The 17,720-nt window shown below is 47.9% G+C and carries 20 protein-coding genes; 2 read left to right on the forward strand and 18 right to left on the reverse strand.

The genetic code is table 11. The features are described from left to right. Position 1: 1 nt before the first annotated feature. Entirely contained in the window at positions 2 to 1,120 is a 1,119-nt protein-coding gene (locus AC3RCL_RS22200; protein WP_492532023.1) for a glycerol dehydrogenase, read from the reverse strand. Positions 1,121 to 1,324: 204 nt separating this feature from the next. On the opposite strand from AC3RCL_RS22200, the gene AC3RCL_RS22205 reads away from it, so the two are divergent. Further along, a complete protein-coding gene (locus tag AC3RCL_RS22205; RefSeq protein WP_492532025.1) occupies positions 1,325 to 2,371 on the forward strand; it encodes a PocR ligand-binding domain-containing protein in 1,047 nt (348 codons plus the stop codon). Between the two features lie 88 nt (positions 2,372 to 2,459). Here the strand turns inward: AC3RCL_RS22205 and AC3RCL_RS22210 are convergent, their stop codons facing one another. From AC3RCL_RS22210 to AC3RCL_RS22255, 10 genes are all read right to left on the reverse strand, one after another. After that, entirely contained in the window at positions 2,460 to 3,038 is a 579-nt protein-coding gene (locus tag AC3RCL_RS22210; RefSeq protein ID WP_192571108.1) for a GNAT family N-acetyltransferase, read from the reverse strand. A gap of 5 nt (positions 3,039 to 3,043) precedes the next feature. Continuing rightward, positions 3,044 to 4,054, reverse strand: a complete 1,011-nt coding sequence (locus tag AC3RCL_RS22215; protein ID WP_492532027.1) for a nucleoside-triphosphatase — start codon at positions 4,052 to 4,054, stop codon at positions 3,044 to 3,046. 98 nt (positions 4,055 to 4,152) lie between these two features. Beyond that, on the reverse strand, positions 4,153 to 4,911 hold the full coding sequence (locus AC3RCL_RS22220; RefSeq protein ID WP_492532029.1) for an ABC transporter ATP-binding protein: 759 nt from the start codon (positions 4,909 to 4,911) through the stop codon (positions 4,153 to 4,155). A 3-nt stretch (positions 4,912 to 4,914) separates the two neighbouring features. After that, positions 4,915 to 7,230: an ABC transporter permease gene (locus tag AC3RCL_RS22225; protein WP_492532031.1), complete on the reverse strand. Its 2,316-nt coding sequence runs from the start codon at positions 7,228 to 7,230 to the stop codon at positions 4,915 to 4,917. A gap of 120 nt (positions 7,231 to 7,350) precedes the next feature. Then, positions 7,351 to 8,004 carry a TetR/AcrR family transcriptional regulator gene (locus AC3RCL_RS22230; protein ID WP_492532033.1) on the reverse strand — a complete coding sequence of 218 codons (654 nt, stop codon included), beginning with the start codon at positions 8,002 to 8,004 and terminating at the stop codon, positions 7,351 to 7,353. 166 nt (positions 8,005 to 8,170) lie between these two features. After that, entirely contained in the window at positions 8,171 to 8,545 is a 375-nt protein-coding gene (locus AC3RCL_RS22235; RefSeq protein WP_213579327.1) for a hypothetical protein, read from the reverse strand. Positions 8,546 to 8,981: 436 nt separating this feature from the next. Further along, positions 8,982 to 9,734, reverse strand: coding sequence for a hypothetical protein (locus tag AC3RCL_RS22240; RefSeq protein WP_492532035.1), 753 nt, complete (start codon positions 9,732 to 9,734; stop codon positions 8,982 to 8,984). Between the two features lie 56 nt (positions 9,735 to 9,790). Continuing rightward, a complete protein-coding gene (locus AC3RCL_RS22245) occupies positions 9,791 to 10,255 on the reverse strand; it encodes a GyrI-like domain-containing protein (protein ID WP_492532037.1) in 465 nt (154 codons plus the stop codon). Between the two features lie 261 nt (positions 10,256 to 10,516). Next, positions 10,517 to 11,290: an SDR family NAD(P)-dependent oxidoreductase gene (locus AC3RCL_RS22250; RefSeq protein WP_492532039.1), complete on the reverse strand. Its 774-nt coding sequence runs from the start codon at positions 11,288 to 11,290 to the stop codon at positions 10,517 to 10,519. Between the two features lie 54 nt (positions 11,291 to 11,344). After that, a complete protein-coding gene (locus AC3RCL_RS22255) occupies positions 11,345 to 12,082 on the reverse strand; it encodes an SDR family NAD(P)-dependent oxidoreductase (RefSeq protein ID WP_036664246.1) in 738 nt (245 codons plus the stop codon). A 195-nt stretch (positions 12,083 to 12,277) separates the two neighbouring features. Here AC3RCL_RS22255 and AC3RCL_RS22260 point away from each other — a divergent pair, with 195 nt between their 5' ends. Next, complete coding sequence (locus tag AC3RCL_RS22260; RefSeq protein ID WP_096775979.1) at positions 12,278 to 12,892, forward strand: TetR/AcrR family transcriptional regulator; 615 nt, start codon at positions 12,278 to 12,280, stop codon at positions 12,890 to 12,892. A gap of 35 nt (positions 12,893 to 12,927) precedes the next feature. On the opposite strand, the gene AC3RCL_RS22265 is transcribed toward AC3RCL_RS22260, so the two are convergent. From AC3RCL_RS22265 to AC3RCL_RS22295, 7 genes are all read right to left on the reverse strand, one after another. Continuing rightward, entirely contained in the window at positions 12,928 to 13,575 is a 648-nt protein-coding gene (locus AC3RCL_RS22265) for a FusB/FusC family EF-G-binding protein (protein WP_096775980.1), read from the reverse strand. A gap of 251 nt (positions 13,576 to 13,826) precedes the next feature. After that, complete coding sequence (locus AC3RCL_RS22270) at positions 13,827 to 14,285, reverse strand: GyrI-like domain-containing protein (RefSeq protein ID WP_213579336.1); 459 nt, start codon at positions 14,283 to 14,285, stop codon at positions 13,827 to 13,829. A gap of 46 nt (positions 14,286 to 14,331) precedes the next feature. Beyond that, positions 14,332 to 15,075, reverse strand: a complete 744-nt coding sequence (locus AC3RCL_RS22275; protein WP_492532042.1) for a GNAT family N-acetyltransferase — start codon at positions 15,073 to 15,075, stop codon at positions 14,332 to 14,334. 260 nt (positions 15,076 to 15,335) lie between these two features. Continuing rightward, a complete protein-coding gene (locus AC3RCL_RS22280; protein ID WP_277746543.1) occupies positions 15,336 to 15,875 on the reverse strand; it encodes a DinB family protein in 540 nt (179 codons plus the stop codon). A gap of 53 nt (positions 15,876 to 15,928) precedes the next feature. Then, complete coding sequence (locus tag AC3RCL_RS22285) at positions 15,929 to 16,336, reverse strand: NUDIX hydrolase (protein WP_492532044.1); 408 nt, start codon at positions 16,334 to 16,336, stop codon at positions 15,929 to 15,931. Next, positions 16,333 to 16,881: an HAD-IIIA family hydrolase gene (locus tag AC3RCL_RS22290; protein WP_492532046.1), complete on the reverse strand. Its 549-nt coding sequence runs from the start codon at positions 16,879 to 16,881 to the stop codon at positions 16,333 to 16,335. Before AC3RCL_RS22290 ends, AC3RCL_RS22285 begins: the two co-directional genes overlap by 4 nt. Positions 16,882 to 16,988: 107 nt before the next feature. Further along, positions 16,989 to 17,495 (reverse strand): DUF6985 domain-containing protein, encoded by a 507-nt coding sequence (locus AC3RCL_RS22295; RefSeq protein ID WP_492532048.1) that lies wholly within the window; start codon positions 17,493 to 17,495, stop codon positions 16,989 to 16,991. Positions 17,496 to 17,720 lie beyond the last annotated feature (225 nt).

The raw sequence follows: 17,720 nt of genomic DNA on the forward strand, positions 1-17,720 counted from the left end.
CTTAGATCTCCTTGCTTGATTTATATTGACGGCCCAACTGGTCAGCCGCCATAATGGCCGATGCTACCGCTTCCTCCGAAATCGGGAACGGCATCGAATGAATGGATTCCTCGGCAATGCATGCCTTCTTGGCAACCTCAAGCAATTCCTCGTAAGTGACATGCTCTACGCCGATGTCCGCCAGGCATACGGGAAGACCGATCGACAGACAGAAATCCAGCACTTCCTTCATTTCATCCTGTTCCGCATTCTCAAGCACCAATTGGGCAATCGTGCTGAAGGCTACCTTCTCGCCGTGATAATAATGGTGCGTTCCTTCCAAAGCCGTCAAGCCGTTATGAATCGCATGAATCGCTGCCAAACCGCCGCTCTCGAAGCCCAAACCCGATAACAGAATATTCGTCTCGATGATATTCTCCAGCGCAGGCGTCACGATGTTCTGATCGCAGGCCAGTTTCGCCCGATATCCGTTCTCGAGCAGGGTGTCGTAACATAGCTTGGCAAGTCCCAACGCGGTGATCGTTCCCTTGGCCTCGCCGCCGCAAGGCAATCCGGCATTGACATTGGAGTACGATTGAGCCGTCGCTCTTGCTTCGAAATAAGTCGAGAGCGCATCCCCCATTCCAGCAACAAGGAATCGAGTTGGCGCTTTCGCAATAACCGTTGTATCGATCATGACGACGCTTGGGCTTTGCTTAAAATAAGCGTAATCGTCGAATTCGCCTTCGGGGGTATAGAGAACCGCCGAATGGCTTGTCGGTGCATCCGTTGCCGCAATCGTCGGAACGATAATCAGCGCCTCGCCTTCGGCTACGCATTTTGCCGTATCGATCGCTTTGCCTCCGCCGAGGCCAATCGTGCAGGCGCATTGATGCTCCTTGGCCAAAGCCTGCAATCTGGCAACCTCCTCCCGGGAGCATTCTCCACGGAAGCCGCTTTCAACGAGCGTTATATTAAATGTCTGTTTCGTTGCGTCCAGCTTGTCTTTCACGCGGGCAACGTCATCCGAATGGGCGATCAGCAGCGCGGAATCTCCGAATGTCTTAACGAAATACCCCAGATTCAACAGTTCGTTCTCACCTTGCACATATTTTGTCGGACTGATAAATGCCCTTCTCATTTTTCATTCCTCCTAATTTGACTATATGTATTATTATAGGTTGTGCTCATTCGGGAAGCATGAAACAATGAGATCGGAATAAAGCGTTTTCTTATCGTATTTTTTTGTCATCTCGATGGCAAATTGTATTATCTTGTCCTTAAGTAGAGTTATTCGCTATAATGATGAATAGAATTTCTATTACGTTCATAGGAGAATATCGTCATGTCCAAATCCCGGTTCGATTTAGAAGAAATCATCGATTTGGAGAAATGGGAGAAGCTGCAGGATTCCTTATCGCTTGTGACCAAAATGGCGATCCTTACGGTCGATTACAAGGGCGTTCCCGTGACCAAGCACAGCTACTGCCAGCCTTTCTGCCAAGGCGTGCGCCAAGACGGCCATCTCTCGCAGTATTGCCAAAAATGCGATGCGCGAGCCGGCATTGAAGCGGTTCGCCAGAACAAGCCATACATCTATCTGTGCCATTTTAACATTATCGATATCGCCATTCCGATCATCATCGATAACCAATATCTTGGCGCGATCATGGCCGGACAGCTCAAGCTCCGGGAGCCTGACGCGCCGATGCTGGAGCAGATCGTGTCCCGGCCGCCCAATGTGGAGTCAAACCGGAAGTTCAAGGAGCTCGAAGGGGATTACAACGCCCTGCCAGTCCTGTCATACGAGGAAGTAACAAGGTGCGTGGATCTGCTGCTGCAATTGAGCACGTATATCGTGGAGGAAGCCATTCAAAAGCATACCACGGTGGATATGTACAAAAAAGTGCTCACGTCTAACATGGACGCGCCAGTGTCGGTTGAAACGCTGAGCGAGTCCGATCGCGCGGTCCGCAGCATTCAATCCATCCAGCAGGAGCTGTCAGGGGCGCTGATCGACACCAAATTGAAGAATGGCGCCGGGCGGTTTGCTTCTTCGAATCCGGTGCTTCAGCCCGCGTTTGATTACATTTTTACGCACAAGCATGAAAACTTCAGCCTGAAGGAGATGGCCAAGCTGTGCCACATCAGCCCCAGCTATTTCAGCCGTATATTTACGAAAGAGACCGGGGAGAATTTCTCCGTCTTCATCGCCCGGCTTAAGATTGAATGGGCCAAGCGGCTGCTGGAATCCACCGATTCGCCGATCCATCAAGTGAGCGATGATCTAGGCTTTTGCGACACGGGCTATTTCATCAAAACGTTCAAAAAGTTCGAGAACCTCACCCCGGCCGTGTACCGGAACATGTATGCCGGGATATCCGCGAAGTGATCGTTCCAGGCTGTCGACCATTCATGTAAAAATCCCTTCGTGCATGCACGAAGGGATTTTTGCGATGGCCGTTATCCGGCAAGCCCCGTTAACGGGGCTTGTTCTGATTCCGGTAGTCATCCACGACAATGGAATATAATTTCAGATCTTCATGTTTGCCTTTCACGAATATCGACTGTCTTATGATTCCCTCAAAGGTCATGCCGGCCTTTTCCATCACTCTGGCTGATCCTAGGTTTGACGGAAGACAGCTGGCTTCGATTCTAACCAGCTTCATTCGTTCAAATCCATAAGAGATGATGGTCCTGATCACTTCGGTCATGTAACCGCGATTCCAATAATCCTTGGACAAGGCATATCCCAGTTCTGCTTTGTCATGATGAACGTTCCAAGCCATAAATCCTGAAGTTCCGATGACCCTTCCGGTTTCTTTGTCCACGATTCCCCACGGGGCCACGGCATGATGGTCATATTTTTGCAGCACCTTGTTTAGATAATGGCGGGTATCTTCCATCGTTTGATGCGTCGGCCAGGAGGTATATCTCGATACCTCATCATCCGATCCGTAACGAAAGATATCTGGCTCGTCCTCGCTTCTTAATTTTCTTAAAATCGTTCGGCCTGTTTCTAATGTTGGCAGATCTGAGAAGATATCCTCTATCCGCATGTCCCTCATCCCTCCAATGCCTTCAAAATATCCTTTATCAATAATTCCGGCATCCTATCACGATTGAATTCGTTCAAGCTGATGATGCCGACTTCCTTCCGATATTTAATTGCATCTATTTCAGGGTGACTCTCGACGGGTATCGTTCCTAGTACAATCCGGCGATCACTAATAATCTCATGTACCATGCTTTGAAAAGAGGCAGACAGCATCTGCATAAACCCCATTTCGTCAATGACGATGATTTTCTTGGAGGACAAGGCTTCCCGTAGTTTATGAATAGCAAAATCCTCGAATTTCTCAACATCTACGCCGTACCTGCCAATTCGAATATGGCTGGGACTTTCCACATTTGCAATCTCTACGCTTTCTCCATCGACAGCCACGCATCTGAAACCGATTCGATCGCCTGCATTCGTTATTTCCTCCGTATAAAAACCGCCGCAAAGATCAGGGCCGACGAGATGTATGAGTTTCTTGATCAGGGTCGTTTTGCCCATCCTCGGCTTCCCCGTGAGTAAAAATGCCGTTTTGGCATTCAGCGGTTTCCCGTCCAATCTGGACAGCAGCTTATACTGAGGCGGGTTCAAATCCCAAGTCTCATAAGGGACCGAACGCTCTGCACGGATGGCGTCCAACGTGCGCGATTGAATGTGGGGCCTTTTTATGTATTCATGCAGGTTGGAATCTACCAAGTCTACGAATTTCGCTTCCACAATTTCTTCCGGTTGAACGGTTATTTCTCCGCTGACGTATTCCGCATGAAAAACGACGGACAACACGTGCAGCCTCTCATTGTAGTAGACTCCTGAAATGCCTAAAGGGCGTATAACCACGCCCGTCTCCTCCAGAAACTCCCGGCACACGGCTTGATCCAGCGGCTCCCCGGCATCAACGAAGCCTCCGGGCAGTTCCCACGTATCCGAACGCAAATGCGTCCGAACCATCAACACATGTCCGTCTCTATTCTTCACTAAAGCTGAAACAGCAACCAAATGCTTTGACTGCTCAAACATCGATTAACACCGCCATTTCCATGTTTTATCTATCATTTCAATGACTGATCAAGTGAAGAATTCGTTTGAAGCGTTTTTTATTTTTCCATCATTATACATTATATTCCGATCTCCAGCATTCTCTCCCTCACATTCTCAAGCCTGCGATCCATATCCGTTCCGTCGTACTTGGGAAGCTTGAGTTCACTGACCATGTTCCCGTCGCGCATAAACATAATGCGCTCCGTCCGGGCCGCCACGTTAGCGTCATGTGTTACAAGCATGACCGCCGTGCCTGCCGCGTTGATTTCGGAGAAAATGTCCATGATTTCCTGCGCGGATTTGGAGTTGAGCGCGCCCGTAGGCTCATCGCCAAAAATGATTCTCGGGCTGTTCAACAGCGCCCGGCAGATTCCCGCACGCTGAAGCTGTCCTCCCGAAACCTGAGTGATGTCTCGCTTTTCAAGCTCTGCGATTCCCACCCTGTTCATAAGAGTTCTTGCTTTTTTTGTTATGGATGCAACGTTTTTTCGTTGGTCCCGCATGGATGGAAGAATGATATTATCGAGGATATTGAGGTTTTTCAGCATCGTTGGCTGCTGGAAGACAAACCCCATATGGGTCCTCCGTATATCTGAAAGCTCATTCTCCGAGGCTGCCGATAAATCCTTGCCGTCAAAAAAGACCGTTCCGCCATTCACGCCATCCGTCCCGCTCAATGCAAACATGAACGTTGATTTTCCCGAACCCGAAGGCCCCATAACCGAAACGAACTCGCCCTCGTGAATGTAGGCGGACACGCCGTCTAGAACACGGCGCTGCTCATCACCTTTGCCGAAAGATTTTACGATATCATCACAGATAATCAACTTTTTCATAAGTTACTCCTTCATATGTTCGGATATTTTGATTCGTCCCGCGCCAGAAACGCCGATCACGGTTGCGAAAAGCACCGCGCCGATCATCAACATGGGGCTGAACAGATACGCCGAAAGCGGATCGATCGCAAAATGAAATGTCGACGCTCCAAACGAGGAAATTGCGGCACCTGCAAGCATCTCACCGACCGTGTTGGCCAGAAGCGTTCCAACCATGATGCCGACAATCAGGACCAATACCGAACGCGAGACATACTGCACCTTCATATCCGAGTTCGTAAAGCCAAAGGCTTTCATGACGGCAATCGCATGCCGGTCCTTGGCAACCAGCATTTTCATAAACAGCAAGGTAACGAGAACCGCTATCATCAGCGCAACCGTAACGGCAGCGTTGGAGGCCGTTTTGACGGAGCTAATCGTCGAGCCGAACGTTTGCGATACAAAGTCGTCAACGTCCGAGATCTTTGCATAATCGAACCTCTCCGCATAGGCGGAGACCTTCTCATGGACAAGCGTTTGATCGGATAGCTCAGCGCAGACAATGCTCCACATCGTGTCCGCCGTATCGTCGGTGAATACAGCCTTTGCGGTTTTGCCGCCGTTGGTAATGTCGGAGTAGATTCCGCTTACCGTGAGGGCTTTCGCCTTCCCTTCGATCACCACCGTGATGATATCGCCGACCTTTTTGCCCATCTCATCGGCGTTTATCGCCGAAAGCGCAATCTCGTCTTCTGCGGGTGCTTTGCCCTTGGCATATGCTATAGGAAACACCGTATGGTCCCCAAGCTCGATTTTGATATTTTCCTCCGTCCCGTCTCCCGTTTTGATTTTGAATGTTTTGGTTGTAAGGACGGCTGTCTTTGTAATGGCAGGGTCGTTGTTCATCGTATATAGAATCTCGGCCGTTTTTTCCGACATTTGCTCGGTCTGCTGAATGTCAACCCGCATGTCGTAGCTTCCGATGCCCATATATTGAATAAAGCTTTTGGACGAGATCGTGTTGTGCAGGTTCTGCGGTACGATCATGATAAATGCCGAGATCACGATTACCGTCAGGCTTGTAGCGTAAAGTCTTTTCCTGGCGAGTACGTCTTTCATCCCGAGAAAAACATTGGTGCTAAACAGCCTGTTTCCGCTCAGATTAAAGCTTCCGGCGCCCGTGTTTTTCTCGGGCGAAGTGCCAAAGCGTATCGCTTCTGAAGCCGATATGGTCCGAAAGCGATTCAGAACTCTGCTTACATAGGCGATGATCGTCAGAAAGACAAGCAGTATGCCGATGAGTCCGAACGGCAAGGCATAAGAAGAATGGCTGCTTTCTCCCATATAGAGACGTATGTTCTCAAGAAGCAATCCTTTGAAAGGCACCGAAAGCGCAAAGCCGAGAATACTGCCTGCCGCGGTAATCGCAGCATATTTCGCGAGATAGATCTTTTTCATGTCGGAAACACGCAGCCCTATCGCCTTCATGACGCCGATTTCACGGTAATCGTCTTCGATTTTGGCTAAGAGGGTAAAGCGTATGCACATCAGAGATACCGCTACGACAAGAATGCTAACGAGAAGGATGACGCCGATCATCATCCCGTCGGAAAGGGCGTTCATCATTTGGAACAGCTTATAGGTAACCGTAGGTCCATTCGCTTCAAGACCCGCGGAAGCGTAGTCTGCTTCAAATGCGCCTAGCTCCGACAAATCCCTTAGTCTGAACTCAATCAAATATTCCGTACTGCCCGAGTTTTTGATCTCCGCGTAATCCTTGTCACTGACCAGAAAACGCTTGGAGGCGGAGAGCGTGGAATTCATCTGCGAATCGCGGAGGAATCCGGCAACGGTAAATGCCTTCCCGCTGATCACCGCAGCATCGCCAACCCTTGCCATATTGTCTCTCATATAATTTATGGGAACATATAACTCGCCGTCGTCCGCGTGAATGATGTTCCCGTCCAAATCAAGCAGATAATCGAATTTCTTGCTCTGTATGCTAAATCCGTTATCCTGAACGCTATGGGCAAGCGAATGCTCCCCTAACCGAATCCGCGCACCGTCCATGTTGAGAAATTCTGTCACTTGAAAATCTTCGACATTGGCGTGCTGCTCCGCAAAAGCTGCTAGCCGTTCAGTATCGATGTCACCCGAATGCATTTGCATAAAATGCGGGGTTTTGGCTTGCGTCATGAGTGTATGTACCGCTCCGGATAAATTTAAAATGAGCACGGCCGCGAGCGAAACCAGCATCGCTGCTGCCGCAACGAAGATCATGGTCATCAACGTGATCCATTTGCTTTTGGATATATCCCTTCGGATGATTCTGAAATACATAAGGCCCCCCTGTGTTCAAGCATTTTAACCGATGTCTACCATAACAGCTTTCCTAAGATGAAGAGGAGAAAAGACTGCATCTCTGCCGTCGCCCCTGCTGATGAACTTTCCCGCGCTGATTCATGCATGGCCGTTTTCATCTCCTCCACCAAACATCCCCATAACGTCCATCAGGCTTCCGCTTTCCGCGCCGAGGAGCCTCTCGACGTTGCAAACAAAGGCCAGAACTCGCTGCCCTCGCTCCTCGTCCGTCATCGTTACCAGATCTTCATCAAAAACGGTATTCGCGTAGATCACTACCATTTCCATGCATTCATACGGGAACGGCGTGCTGAACAGCCCCTGCTCGATGCCTTCGCGGATGATGTCCGTCAGGATCGGCGGAACACCGTTAATAATGACCTTATGTATCTTTTGATGCATGAGCGCATTCTGAGGCTTGTGAATATGCTCCATGATTTCCTTGCTGCTCTCTCCATCGCCGCTTATGTTCAGCGCCATCACAACGCGGATGATGCGCTCGATTACCGGTATGCTCTTGTCCAAGGCAATGGCCTGTGCCCGATCCAACAATCGGACGGTATAACGGTCAATCAGCGCATCCATGATATCCTCCTTCGACTTGAAGTGATGATACAAAGTTCCGCGCGCAATGCCGACCTTTTCGAGAATATCGTTGGTACTTGTGCCGTCAAAGCCCTTCTGACCGAAAAGCGTATCCACTGCGTCAAGGATTTCATTCTTGCGTTCCTCCGCTTTTTTTACGATTCGCATGCTTCCCCCTCCTTTACTAGACCGACTGTCTGTCGGTAATATCATATCATGCCGCTTTCCGTTGTCAAGGCCGTTGTTATCTGAAAAAACAAAAAGCGACCCATCCCGTATTAAGGGATGAGCCGTTTTTTGTTTGTGCTTCTGGTTTTTTGCAAAACTGCTTATCTTACTGTCTTATGACGAGGATGTCTTGAGGCGGTCTGGCAGTTCTTTGAATTTGGGTTATTTCTGCGTCCGTAAGGTTGCGTCCTACCACAATGAACGAAGATGTCACGTTGTTGAAATTAAAGTTTTCCAAGTTCGCTACATTTTGGCTTCCTCTGAACACACGGAACGATCCCTGAAAGTTAATTCCCGAGAACAATACAAGCGTTACTTCAGAACGCTGCACCACATTCCGAAGCCGAAAACTCGAAAGAACGTTGTTAAACCGAAATGCTCCGAGGTCACGAACCGCAACGCCTCCTCGTCTGAAGAGAATCCGACGAACGGAGAAATTAGTACCTGACCAAAGCGCAAGACGCACATCACGATTTGCCATCTATATCACTCCTTAGCTGGGAATGATATAGTATATTACCAGAGTCATAGAATGGTAAAAGACAGAAACCACCGTTTAATCGTTTGTTTTTCGGATGTACCCGCGATCCAGTTTTTGATATCAACCAGAGTCCTTAGCTATTCTCTGATACATACTCTTCCCTCAACAGACCATAATGCGCAAGGTCTTCATATTCACCCGGGTGCGGAATATATAGTGTTGTTTCTGCAATATATTTATCGCTTGCCAGTTCCTGTACGACTTTTGCATCTTCTAAACTGAACCGGCGTAAAATCAGCCTTTCTAATACGATCGTCGGTAGGACTATTGCCGGCAAGCCCTAGCCAGGGAAAATCCCTTGGAGCCGCACGGCAATAGCTGTTTTTTCCTTTTGGATGTAACGTTCTCCCCAGACTAAGGTGTTAAAAGCCTAGCGTTAAGGATGCGAAGACTTCTTCGAGTAAACTTCCAATGCCCGTATGACGACTTCTTCATGGATCCCGCTCATCATATGTATTCGTTCTGCCCATTCCCCGATATCCTTCAGCAGAGGCTCCGCTATTCTGCCTTCCTTGGAACTTAGGTAGCTTTCGTAATGATCGAATTCCCAATGGAGAACCTCCTGATCCGTAAAAATCCTCTTTTCTACAAGCGGATCGCTGAACAGGCGCTGCGTTTTTTGCCCTGCGATGATCAATGCCTCATCGGATACAGGCGTCAAGTCGAATGCTTGGCTGCTTTCCTTTCCGTTTGGCCTTCCGTAGGTTATCAGGAGACGATTCGCTCGGGTGTTCAGTTTAATGCGTGAACCTGGAAAGAAACCGTCGACAAATTCTTCCGTATACGCTTCATGACCCGGTTCCAACAAAATGGGCTCAATCCATTGATCTCCAAGATCGCAGAAATATTTATTGCCCTCTTCGTTGACGGCGACCACGGCGACATGCAAATGCTCCGTCAGCACTCCATAACAGGGGCGTTTGTTCTGTCTGAATTCATCGATTAACCAAATCGCCAAATCAAAACAATTGCCCGACGTTCCATACAATGCGCGATGCTCTTTCATGACATCCGTTGTTCGTTGTTTGCATTCCGGGTCTATTAAGCTGTGCCAGGCTTTCGTTAAGGTTTCCATCGGAAAATCGTTGAACTTCCTCCATACCTGCATGATATCTTCAGTCGCTCGCATATTCCTTCCTCCCTTTACGGCTTCTGTCATCTATGATACATGTTCGGGCATCCTTCCTATTCTTTCGGATAATAAATTTCCGTTACGCCATTCGGCTGCAAGGTGTCGTTAAAGGTTTCAAATCTTGCCTTGGCAGCATTGACGCCATATTTGCTCCGATGATCGGTTTCGCAGAAATACTGCCAGAATGAACAAATATGTTTCTCCTCGAACCGGAAAACCTCGTATTCCTCTTCCGGAAGATTCAAGGATACCATGCCCTCCGGGATCTCCCCGATACGACTTACCATCAAGGCTACCGTCATCTTCGATCCGTCATCATGGATTACCATGTACGTATTCGGATCGGCAGTTTGATGCTGTATTTCGTCTCTTCCGGATCTAAGGGTTGAAAACAAGCGCTGTTCGTCCTCATAGGATTGCGGAAGCTCATTCTGAACGCCGATTAACCATCGATTGCCTAAGCGTTCTCTTCGAACCGACCACAGATCTTCCATATGGACTTGGCTGATCTCCGTCATTTCATATCCCCTTTCAATTTTTAGTAACTGTGCATTACAGTTTCCGGATCTTTCGCATGAAGCGGCACAAACCCAAATCAGCACCTGCACTCCCTTACTACACACCATTATATTCCAAAATCCGCATGATCCCAACATGAAAAATGGCCCGCTAATAACCGGGGAGAACAGGCCGCTGCACCACCACTCCTAACGAATATAAAAAAGGCCTTGACCGGTATAAACACCGGACAAGACCCTTTAACTAAGCAATTTGTAAACTTATTGGTTGATTTGGCCGCCATCCACGGTATAAATGGATTGCGTTACATAGGACGCATCATCGGACAGCAAGAAAACAGCTACGTTGGCTACCTCTTCCGCTTCCCCGTATCGTCCGAGCGGAACGGCGGCGCCGAATGCTTTTCTTGCACCTTCGGCATCCTCAGGCACCGTATTTTTCTCGATTTGGCGCATCATGCGGGTATTGATCACACCAGGCGCTACGGCATTCACTCTCACGCCGAACGGAGCAGCTTCTAATGCAACCACTTTCGTCATGCCGATCACGGCATGCTTGGAGCTATTGTATCCGACAAATCCGGGCGAACCGATAAGGCCTGCGCCGGAGGAGGTATTCACGATGCTGCCGTAACCTTGCTTTTTCATGACAGGAACCACGTATTTCAGTCCAAGGAAAGCACCCTTGACGTTGACATTGAAGACCATTTCAAAGGTTTCGGTCGGATAGTCCTCTACATTGGCAGTGATCCCTTCGTTCCCCGCATTATTGAAAAAGCCGTCGATTTTACCAAACTTCTCGACCGTTGCATCCACATACGCTTTGACTTCCTCTTCTTTGGCGACATTGGCCTGCAGCGCAATTGCTCTGGAATCGTCCAGGCCCAAATCGGAAATCACTTGTTGGACGGCTTCCAGGTTCAAATCGACCAGCGCAAGCTTGGCCCCCTGTTCTGCCAGTTTTTTGGCGGCTGCCGTTCCGATCCCGCCTGCTGCGCCAGTAATCACAATCACTTTTCCATCAAATTTGCTCATGGTGTATGCCTCCTAGTAAGATGTCATGATTCTCTGTATGTCTAAGTTCACCCATTATTGGGCTGTATATCCACCGTCAACCGTCAAGGTATTCCCCGTCATGAACGAGGAGTCATCCGAAGCCATGAACAGAACAGCCTTTGCCATTTCATCGGCTTGTCCCAAACGCTTCATCGGAGTGGCCGCTGCCAGCGCTTGCTTGCTCTCCTCCGGAATGATCGGTGTGTCGATAAAGCCCGGGCACAGCGCATTGATCCGAATATTGTGCTCGGCATACTCCAGTGCCAGGGAACGCGTCAAGTTAATGACTCCTCCTTTAGCGGCGTTATAAGCCGCGGAACCGGGCGAGCCGACCCAACCGTACATGGATGCGGTATTAACGATCGTGCCTCCGCCTGCTTTTAACATTTCACGGATAGCTTCCCGGGCGACCAGGAATACGCCGTCCAAGTCCACGTTTACGGTGTTTCGCCACTCGGAGTACTCTAGATCATGCGAAGAATGAACGCGCCCGATGCCAGCGTTGTTAAATACAACATCCACTTTGCCAAAAGCTTCCGTCGCTTGCTTAAAGATATTGGCTACTTCTTCCTCGCTGGTAATATTCGCTTTAACGAACAACGCCTCGTGATGAAGCGCCTTCAATTCGGCTTCAAACGCCTTGCCTTTGTCCTCATTGAGATCGACAAGCACCACTTTGGCTCCTTCTTCAACGAAAAGACGCGCGGTCGCCGCACCGATGCCGGATGCACCACCGGTAATTACAGCAACCTTGTTTTGTAATTTTCCCATCTTGGATACCCCCGTATAATGGATTAAAATAGTACTATATTGATTACAATTAAATTAAGATATTAAATTTAGTACTATTTTGCTTACAATTCAATTGTACTATTCTGTTCACATTTAACAATCATTAACCTGTGATGAAGTGTCGATCTAGTCAACACTTGGAACCAAACTGTCTTTTTGGGGGGCGCTCTTTTCGTGAATCATGAACAAATCGTGACATCGGCACGAAGAAATCGGACGAAAGAACATTTGAAATCCGCCTTTATTCAACTTGTAAAAGAGAAGGGTTATCATGCTGTAACGGTGAAAGACATCGTGGATAAGGCTGCTTATAACCGCAGCACCTTCTACGTCCATTACCAGGACAAAATCGAATTAGCCGACGATGTGCTGGCTTCCAAACTCCAGGGCTTGGAAGAATCGGTGGGCAAGCCCTACATACCGGGACACAAAGTGTATACGGCGAACCTCAGTGCCCCGTCCTTTAATATCGTGGCCTACATCTACGAGCACCGCGATTTTTTTGAGCTGATCAAATACGAGGATACCTTGCCGGGATTGCATACGGAATTTCCTCAAACGATCGTAAAAATCTATCAGGAACGATTTATATTCGAAACGATTAACCAGATCCCGGTGAACATGGACTACTTCAAGCGATACACCGCCTACGGCTTTCATGGGTTGATTCTGAACTGGATTCGAAACGATTTCAGGGAATCGCAGGAGGATTTCATAAAAGAGGTCATTGATCTAACGAGGACGCATATTTACTCGGTGGAGTATGTGAACAAAGCGGACGAGACCTAAATAGGCTGCCTCTAGGGCAGCCTATTTCTAATTTGTTATTTGCTGGCGGAGAGAATGAACTTCTCCAGAGCTGCCGTGTCGGTAATGCTGTGATTGCAGCCTTGGCTCTCCAGACAAACATAATGGCTTATGGCAGACAGATTATCCGCCGAAGCACCGGACGGCTTGGTCTTGACCGAGAACAAGGCGAGCTCTTGATGCCGATTGCAGAAGAGGCAGTACCCTTTCTTGTTGGTCGGGGTGATTCTCCCCTCGATCCCGATGAAGCGTCCTTCGAACGGATATACGATAAATAACCTGTTGCTGGCAATATCGACCCAGCCCAAATAGGTTACGTATCGAAAATCGATCGAGGTCAGATCCGGTAATTTCAATTTCTTATTTTTAGGAAATAACTTCTGAATCTGTTTTGGCGTAATCGTCGGAAAAGACTCCAGGTAAGGTTCCAAGTCGTTCAGATATCGCTCGAAATCCTCGGCCTTCTCGAATGTGGAGACTTGGCCCAGCATCCGCTTCTGATCCTCGGTCAGCGATGGAAAGGCATCCATGATGTTGGCAACAGAACTGAACCTGACGGTTTCCAGAACGCGTCGATCCGCAACGGTTCGCAGCGTCTTCAGAAGGAATTCCGATTGTTTTTTAATCACGTTAAACTGGTGGTTTCTAATAAATGTCGTACTCATAGCTTTCAGCCCCTTATTCTTATTCAAAGTTCAATAAGGTGCAAAGCCTGTTATTAGAAACGATAAAGTTAAGTTTGGGCGATCGAATTCATCCTATCGCACCCCACGCAAAGTATCGCCCCAGATCAGGCTTTGCATGAGGACTTCCTAGCTAATGAGCAATTCAGCATTGCCATCGGTGTAACCCCCAATCCCATTTCATACGCAAAATTATATCAGCAAGTTATGGAAGGCGCAATTAGCTGCTGCATCTATTTAATGGTGTCATACAAGTCTACTTCGATATGATTGACATCCCCATGTCCCCATTCATCTGAAATCTCCAGATGCCAGGATCTTAGCAATCTTTCATGTTTATTTTCTTTTATCCAGTTGTGGAGCTCGTCATATGTATTTCTAATTTCATAATTAGGTCCCTTATGTCGTTGGACTGCATATTTTTGTTTCGGAACTACTACAGATACCATACCTTCTGGAACTTCCCTTATGTCATTCACTTCAACACATACCCAGTAACCATCCTCCTCTTCCGTTACATCCTCAACGAAGAATGCCCCAATCAATCTTGCTGGTTGTACAACCCCAGATATCTCATTCAGCCTTTCCTTAAGTACGACAGAAGCCTTTGGAATCTCATGGACATACTGGTCGCCAGGGCATACTACTCTTATTCCTACTAAATTCATTCCATTGAGTTCGACAATCTTCATTTTTGGCATACGCCCCCTTCGGTAAATTTATTTTTTGAATATTGGTTTAGTTAGACTCGAAATCCCTAAAATCAACTCGCCAATCCGTCACGAACGCCGGGTAGTATCCCACTCGGTAAGCCACTCTTTGGGAGGCGATATTGCTAGAGATCACATCATAAGTCGGCACGCGTCCGCGATGTAATACCTCAAACGTTAAACGGTTTACAAGATAAGACGCCAATCCCATTTGGCGAAAGCCAGGGAGTACCTCGATTCCGATTTGCCACATCGCGGCACACACGTTACAAGCCCCTGCCATGCCAACAATCTTGCCATTGTGCTTGGCGATTACGGCCAATACCGTCTGATAAGGACGCCCCGGGTCGGTTACAATGGCATCCTCCAATCCCTCAAGCCCCCTAAGCCTTGAAATCTCATTCTCCTCCACCACTTCATACGAAAACCCGGCCGGTGGCGGCATCGGCTGGATTCTCTCTAGATCCGGGAGAAAATGCAAATAAAGCCCCCTAATAAACGGCAGCGAAAAAATCGTATCCCTGTCTTTCCCTTGCATAAACGTTTTGGCAATCGCCAGCCGTTCCGGCGTAGCCGACACCACAATCGATTTGCCCATCGACAACATTTCGAAATAACGTTCGTTTCTCGGATACGGTCTCCGCCCTGGATTCTCTCTGGCGTCTACATAAATCACGCGGTCTTTTTCCCCGTTTAAGTCATCCACCGTACAATTCAGATCAATCGCCAGCTGGGTCTGCACGATATGTATCATTTCTTTATGCGTCATCATGGTTTTATGTCCTTTCTTAGGGGGAAGCCAACCCAGTTTATTCATTATAGCTTTTAAAAACGCTCACGCCGGATATAACGCATACTAAGAATAGTAATCCTAATCTTAACCAATCCATCAGAAGCCAGAAGTCTCCGCCATTCACAATGTCTGGGCTCAAACCGTATTCATCCACAAAAATACCCATATTCCAAAATAATTTCATCGAAATAAGCAGCGACAGCAAACTCAAGGAAAATACAAGCATGGAGATTATCCTTCTACTCACTTTCCATTCCCCTCCTTTGCCCCGAATACCACTTTCTAAGCTGATTAATATGGGCCTGATGATAACGGTTATGGTCGGCCATATGCCACAAGCCCCAGCGAAGGGTGGCTTGCTTTTCATTCTCGTGTCCAAATGTGACGATGTGTTCAAGATCCGCATCCGTTAACTGCGAACATGCATCTTTCAGCAAACTGAATACAACTTCATATTTAGATAGGAGCGTGTCCAAAGAGATCCCTCTGACCATCGGCAGCTTGTTATGTTCATCGATCATCGGGCCGTATTCGTCCTTTAACGACGGGGGGAGCGCCTCTCCTTTGATCCGATAAACCCAATTCAGATCGACGTACGTGATATGTTTTATTAATTGAGCGGCGCTATTATAATGGCCACCAGGTCCCTTATAGTCAACTTCCTCTTGCGACATGCCCTCGGATACGGACTTTAGCCGCTCACTGTTCTCTCTGACAGCGCCATATAACATGCCCACGATCGTTGACATATTCCCTTCACCTTGCAAATCATATAGCATCCTAACACAGCCTTTCTTGTAAAAATAAGCAGCATTCCTATACCCTCACGATTCTAGAACTCGACATAGATCGGATGAGTCGCCGGGTTTAAACACATTTCAATTCGCTCCCGGAAGTTCATAAAGTTAACCATCTGCAGTGCTTCTTCGACTGAAAAAAAACCTGTCTCCAAACTCTCTTCGGTTATGATCGGAACTCCTCCAACGGGCTTAGCCAGAAACAATGTATTGCATATACTGTCTTTCACATTATGGAAGATACCGCAAAACTGCATGATTTCTATATCGATCCCCGATTCTTCCTTTGTTTCCCTAATCGCAGCTTGTGCGGGAGATTCTCCGATCTCCACGACGCCCCCAGGCATTTCCCATCCTCGCTGCGGTCCTTTAATGAGCAAAATCTCGTCCTTTTCATTGATTACGATGGCAGCGGCAGACACAAAATGCTTGGCTGGATTCATTTATTTACTCCCCCTTCTAATATCCAGGTCACGGCTTCATTCAAGTCTGTCGCGATAAAATCAGGATACGCATCTTTCCATTTGCCGAAGTACTCGTGGTTATTATATTTTTCCAGTTCCTTGGCTCCGGCCCCCGTCATCACTAACGCTTTCTTGCAGCCGGCTTCTTTGGCAGCCACCATATCCGTCCACCTGTCCCCAATGACATAACACTTGGCTAAGTCCAGATGATTGTCTTCTGCGGCTTTCAACAGCATCCCTGCGGATGGCTTTCTACATTCACAACCTGCTCCATGCTCATGCGCACAAAGATAGATCTTGTCAAAACCAAAGGCTGACAATTCCGACTCGAATTCTCCCATCGTTGCTTCGCCACGAGCAATTCCAGGTTGATTCGTAAACGAACAAATAAGCATCCCAGCGGCTCTGAGAGATTGAATCGAATCCTGTACCTTCGGATAAAGCTCAAATTCACCGGGCAAAACAACCCGGTCAGTTCCTCCAAGAGTTCCGTCCCTATCTATAAAAACCGCTTGCCTGACCAAAACACCACCCCCATTTTACAAGCATCACACAGCTCAGACACCTTGTTATAGGATGTCAGAGCCCTAAACGATTTAAAAATCGCTGGCTGCCGATGCACCGCTCTTTCTTATTCACTTTCGTCGGTTTCGCTCCAAATGGCGTCTGCGCCATACCCTAAATACTCACGCACCTCTAGAACCTCACTGCCCCGTATCACAATTTCCAGGCCATTTTCAGAGTCCCACTCTGCTCCTCCACCCAGGATGGCTCCGAAAGTATGATCGTTTCGATCATAAGGATTTCGATAAAGGTCAACTTCCCCTACGGACATAAACTCCAAAATATCCGCTCCAGATACCTCACCTAACCCTGGAGGATAATCAGCCGTATCGCTGGACATTTTGAGGTCTTTCCACTCGCATGCTTTCTTGCATATTTCATGTACGGTTTCAGCCGGCAGCTGATTCAACACGTCTTGTATGTAAATTTCCGCTTCCTTCGCACTCATATCTTCCGTGCTAAAACGATATTCAACATTACATTGGAACAACGCAAGATACCCAAACCCCGACATGCCGCTTTCATCTGAAGGATCCTCAACTCCAACGTTTTTCAATTGAAATCTTTCGGTCACTCTTTCTCCTCCTGAATCATCCGTCTATTCTTGATTGACTTCTCCTATACTCTTCTATTCTCGACTGCACGGCAAAAAACCTTTTGTCACGGACGTTTCCAGTCACCAATGCAGCGCCCGACAAATGAAGGATACACTACAGAACGAACAGAGGAAAAAGCTATTGATCGCTCAGGTATGCGGTGAACGAAGGGAAGTTGACTTTTATCCATAACCATACTACGA

The sequence above is a fragment of the Paenibacillus sp. MT86 genome (assembly GCF_058792535.1).